Source organism: Bordetella petrii, assembly GCF_020991325.1.
Lineage (GTDB): Bacteria > Pseudomonadota > Gammaproteobacteria > Burkholderiales > Burkholderiaceae_B > Bordetella_A > Bordetella_A petrii_E.
Window position 1 is genome coordinate 1 of the sequence record NZ_JAJMLX010000311.1, and the last position, 4,943, is coordinate 4,943.

The 4,943-nt window shown below is 64.2% G+C and carries 7 protein-coding genes; 4 read left to right on the top strand and 3 right to left on the bottom strand.

What is annotated here, in order from left to right:
* A partial coding sequence (gene tsaB, locus LPZ50_RS21615) for a tRNA (adenosine(37)-N6)-threonylcarbamoyltransferase complex dimerization subunit type 1 TsaB (protein WP_230664826.1) occupies positions 1-395 on the bottom strand: 395 nt, incomplete at its 3' end.
* Between the two features lie 131 nt (positions 396-526).
* Between tsaB and ompR the strand changes: the two genes are divergently transcribed.
* Genes ompR through LPZ50_RS21635 form a run of 4 tightly spaced genes read left to right on the top strand, consistent with a single transcriptional unit; the run spans position 527 to position 3,872 of the window.
* On the top strand, positions 527-1,261 hold the full coding sequence (gene ompR, locus LPZ50_RS21620; RefSeq protein ID WP_012248623.1) for a two-component system response regulator OmpR: 735 nt from the start codon (positions 527-529) through the stop codon (positions 1,259-1,261).
* A 34-nt stretch (positions 1,262-1,295) separates the two neighbouring features.
* Positions 1,296-2,690 (top strand): ATP-binding protein, encoded by a 1,395-nt coding sequence (locus LPZ50_RS21625; protein WP_230664828.1) that lies wholly within the window; start codon positions 1,296-1,298, stop codon positions 2,688-2,690.
* Between the two features lie 60 nt (positions 2,691-2,750).
* Complete coding sequence (locus tag LPZ50_RS21630; RefSeq protein WP_230664830.1) at positions 2,751-3,299, top strand: peroxiredoxin; 549 nt, start codon at positions 2,751-2,753, stop codon at positions 3,297-3,299.
* Between the two features lie 54 nt (positions 3,300-3,353).
* A complete protein-coding gene (locus LPZ50_RS21635) occupies positions 3,354-3,872 on the top strand; it encodes a carboxymuconolactone decarboxylase family protein (RefSeq protein WP_230664832.1) in 519 nt (172 codons plus the stop codon).
* Between the two features lie 176 nt (positions 3,873-4,048).
* On the opposite strand, the gene ispF is transcribed toward LPZ50_RS21635, so the two are convergent.
* A complete protein-coding gene (gene ispF, locus LPZ50_RS21640; RefSeq protein WP_230664833.1) occupies positions 4,049-4,537 on the bottom strand; it encodes a 2-C-methyl-D-erythritol 2,4-cyclodiphosphate synthase in 489 nt (162 codons plus the stop codon).
* Positions 4,534-4,943 (bottom strand): 2-C-methyl-D-erythritol 4-phosphate cytidylyltransferase (locus LPZ50_RS21645; protein ID WP_230664835.1); only part of this gene is annotated, 410 nt, incomplete at its 5' end. The genes ispF and LPZ50_RS21645, both read right to left, overlap by 4 nt.

Sequence of the window (4,943 nt, forward strand, 5' to 3'; positions counted from 1 at the left end):
CCCACCAGCGGCGCCAAGTCGTCGGTAAACATCAGATCGCGCTGGTAGGCGTTATTCAGAATGACCCGATCGGCCTGCTCGGCCACCGCCAGATGGGACACCACGGGCACCACCGGCACCCCCAGGGCCAGGCCCATGCCCTGGGCCACGCCGCAGGCCACGCGCAGGCCCGTAAACCCGCCGGGGCCCTGCCCGAACGCCACGCCGTGCAGGTCGCCCGGAGCCAGGCCTTCCTGGGCCAGCAGCTGGCTGGCCATGGGCAGCAGCCGCTCGGCATGCTCTTGGGCCCCCTCGTGCTCCAGCAGGCTGACGCGGGGCCCGTCCGGCGATTCGCGCAACAGGGCCACCCCGCAGCGCGAGGACGAGGTTTCAAGGGCCAGCAGGTTCAAATCCATAGGCCCGGATTGTACGAAAAATGGGGGCGCCACCCCGCGGGAACAGAGGGATTTCAACCTTACTTCGCAATGTGTAATATCTTGTGAATAGGCACTAGCCGCTGGTTCTTGTCACTGTTACATTTCCGGCCATGAATACTCAAAACACAAATCCCATCCGCAAGATTCTCGTGGTCGATGACGACCCGCGCCTGCGCGACCTCCTGCGTCGCTACTTGTCGGAACAAGGGTTCAATGTCTTCGTCGCCGAAGACGCCAAAGAAATGGGTAAGCTCTGGCAGCGCGAGCATTTCGACCTGCTGGTGCTCGACCTGATGCTGCCGGGCGAAGACGGCCTGTCGATCTGTCGCCGCCTGCGCGGTGGCCACGACAACACGCCCATCATCATGCTGACGGCCAAGGCCGAAGAAATCGACCGCATCGTCGGCCTCGAAATGGGCGCCGACGACTACCTGTCCAAGCCGTTCAACCCGCGTGAACTGCTGGCCCGCATCAACGCCATCCTGCGTCGACGCGGTACTGAAGAACACCCGGGCGCCCCCAGCCAGGAAAACGAATCCATCGCCTTCGGGCCTTATGTGCTGAACTTGTCCACCCGTACGCTCACGCGCAACGGCGAACAAGTGCCTATCACCACGGGCGAGTTCTCGGTCCTGAAAGTGTTCGCGCGCCATCCCAAGATTCCCCTGTCGCGCGACAAACTGATGGAACTGGCGCGCGGCCGCGAATACGAAGCCTTCGATCGCAGCCTGGACGTGCAAATTTCGCGTCTGCGCAAGCTGATCGAACCCAACCCGTCCAAGCCGGTATTCATCCAGACGGTCTGGGGACTGGGCTACGTGTTCGTCCCGGATGGCGGCAGCTGACCAATCCGCCCGACTAGGGCAAGAGCGAAGGCTCATGCCCAGCTTGCGCAAGATCGCCCGGAACCTGACGTCACGCCTCAGGCTGGGCCTGTTCGGCCGTACGTTCCTGCTGCTGGCCGCGCTGATGCTGGTCAGCCTGGGCGCCTGGCTGCAGGTGTTCTTCAGCATGGAACTCGGCCCCCGCGCCAACCAGATGGCGCAACGGGTCATTACCGCGGTCAACATCACCCGCACCGCGCTCATTTATTCCAATGATGCCGAACGCAGCAAGCTGCTGCTGGACCTCGCCACCAATGAAGGCATCCAGGTTTATCCGCGCGAAGTCACCGACTTTACCGAAGCCCTGCCCGACGACGATTACTGGCAGCGCGTGGCCCAGCACATCCGCACCCGGTTCGGCCCGGAAACCCAGATTTCCTGGGGCGTGAACCAGGTTCCGGGTTTCTGGGTCAGCTTCCAGATCGACCAGGACCTGTACTGGCTGGTCTTCGAGCGGGAACAGATCGGGCTGACGGGCGGCATCGAATGGCTGGGCTGGGGCGCCACGGCCTTGCTGCTGTCCCTGGTGGGCGCGGCCGTCAGCGTGGGCTTCGTGAACCGGCCGCTGTCGCGCCTGGCTCGCGCCGCGCAAGTGCTGTCGCGCGGCGAAACCCCCGCGCCGCTGCCCGAACAGGGGCCGCTGGAAATCCGCGACCTGAACGCCTCGTTCAACCGCATGGCCAAAGATCTGCGGCAGGCCGAGGCCGACCGCGAACTGATGCTGGCGGGCATCTCGCACGACTTGCGCACGCCGCTGGCGCGCATGCGGCTGGAAATCGAAATGAGCGGCGTATCGGAAGACGCCCGCCAGGCCATCGACGAAGACCTGGGCCAGATCGACCACAGCATCGGGCAGCTCATGGAGTATGCCCGCCCCGCCGGCACCCTGCCCCAGATGGCCACCGACATATCGGCGGTGCTGGCGGAACTGTATGAACGCGAGCGCAGCCACACCGCCTCGATGGGCGGCGACCTGGAAGCCTCGCTGGAACCGGGCCTGCGAGCCCGCATCACGGCGCTGGACCTGAAGCGCGTGGTCAGCAACCTGATCGAGAACGCCCGCCGCTACGGGCGCTCTACCGATGGCCAGGCGCACCTCGCCATGAACCTGCACGCCGACGGTAATACCCTGGTCATCGAAGTGTCCGATCGTGGCCCGGGCATCGCGCCCGAAGAGGTCGACCGCCTGCTGCGCCCCTTTTCGCGGGGCGAGGCGGCCCGCACCGGGGTCAGCGGTGCCGGCCTGGGCCTGGCCATTGTCGAACGCCTGCTGAAACACGTGGGCGGGTCGCTGAAAATGCAGGCACGGCCCGGCGGCGGACTGACCGCTCGTATAGAGATCCCCAAAGCTAGATTTAGAAATTATCAATTAGACAGCGATAACCAATAGCGTAAAATTTAGGGCTTGAGGCACTGGCTTCATCCACCCAACAACTTACTGGGAGTACTTATGAAAACTGTTGGCGACAAACTCGAGCCCTTCAAGGTCAGCGGCGTCAAGCCCGGCTTCAATCAGCACGAAGAAAACGGTGTGTCGGCTTTCGAAGACATCACCGAAAGCTCGTTTCCCGGCAAGTGGAAGGTGATCTACTTCTATCCCAAGGATTTCACGTTCGTCTGCCCGACGGAAATCGTGGGTTTCAACAAGCTGGCCAAAGATTTCGAAGACCGCGACGCTGTCCTGCTGGGCGGCTCGGTCGACAACGAATTCGTCAAGCTGGCCTGGCGCCGCGAGCACCCGGACCTGAACAAGCTGGGTCACTACCAATTCGGCGACACCACCGGTTCGCTGGTCGACCAACTTGGCATCCGCGACAAGGCCGAAGGCGTGGCCCTGCGTGCCACGTTCATCGTCGATCCGGACAACACCATCCAGCACGTTTCGGTGAACAACCTGAACGTGGGCCGCAACCCTGAAGAAGTGCTGCGCCTGCTCGACGGTCTGCAAACCGACGAACTCTGCCCGTGCAACCGCACCTTGGGCGGCGCGACGCTGTAATTCCCCGGCCCGGCTCGTCCGGGCTTTTCCTGCTCCAGATTATAGGTAAAAACTATGGAATTCCTTTCAGCAATCAAAGATCAACTGCCGGATTGGGCCAAAGACATCCGCCTGAATCTGGACGCCGTGATCGCGCGTTCCACATTGCCCGCCGAAGACGCGCTGGGTGCCGCCCTGTCGGCCGCCTTCGCCGCGAAAAGCCCGGTGCTGATCGAGGCCTTCAAGAGCGGCCTGTCGGAAGGTGATGCCAACGCGGCCCTCACCGCGTCGGCGCTGATGGGCATGAACAACGTCTGGTATCCCTACGTGGAAATGACCGGCGATACCCAACTGAAAAGCCTGCCGGCCCAGTTGCGCATGAATGCCTACGCCACTCACGGCGGCGTGGATAAGAACCGATTCGAACTGTTCGCGCTGGCCGCGTCCATCATCGGCAAGTGCCATTTCTGCGTGCAGTCGCACTACGAGAACCTGAAGAACGGCGGCCTCAGTGTGGAACAGCTGCGCGATGTGGGCCGCATCGCGGCAGTGGTGAATGCCGCGGCGTTGTCGCTGGCGGCGCAGGGCAAGTAATTTGCACGGTGTCAGGCACCCTGGCGGGAGCCAGACACCAGGCAGTGCCCGCGAAAAACTCGCCACAGCCGCATGGAGTGCCATGGGCGTCATGGCACCCCATGCGGCCAGCATATGAAGCCTGCCCTCGCGCCCGGCTCCTGGTGCAGCCACCGGCCCGCCTCGCGCGGGCTTTTTTATTCCACACGCGCCAGCAAGGCCACCACTGTGGCCGCGATGCCTTCTTTGCGGCCCAGGTAGCCCAGGCCCTCGTTGGTCTTGGCCTTGATATTGATGTCGCTGGCGGCAATACCCACGTCGGCCGCGATATTGGCCACCATGGCGGCGGCGTGCGGGCCGATTTTCGGCGCCTGCGCATGGATGGTGGCATCGATGTTCACGGGCGCCCAGCCGCTGGCGCGCACCTTGGCAACCGCGTCGCGCAGCAGCACCCGGCTGTCGGCGCCCCGGTAAGCCGGGTCGGTATCCGGGAAATGGCGGCCGATGTCGCCCAGTCCGGCCGCGCCCAGCAGGGCATCGGTCACGGCGTGCAGCAGCACGTCGGCATCGGAATGCCCTTGCAGCCCATGCGTATGGGGTATCGTCACCCCGCCGATGATCAAAGGCCGGCCCGTAACCAGCGCGTGCACGTCGTAGCCTTGCCCGACGCGAAAAGGAACATTCATAGCCATCTTTCCATCAGTTCGAAATCGTCCGGCCAGGTAACCTTGAAGTTGCGCAAGGCCCCTTGCACCAGCAACGGAGCGTGTCCGGCGGCCTCGATGGCCGAGGCTTCGTCGGTGCTTGCCATTCCTGCCTCCCGGGCGTCCGCCAAGGCGGCCCGCAGTACGCCGGCGCGGAACATCTGCGGAGTCTGGGCCAGCCACAGGCCGTTCCGGTCCAGGGTGGACTGGACGCGCGGCCCCCCCGACTTCACCGTGTCGGCCACCGGCAGCGCCAGCAATCCGCCAACGGGATCCGGCAGGCAGGCGTCGATCAGCCGCGCCAGGGCATCGGCCGGCAAGCCCGGCCGGGCCGCGTCATGCACCAGCACCCAGGCATCGTCCGCGGCGCCGCTATCGGCCAGTGCCG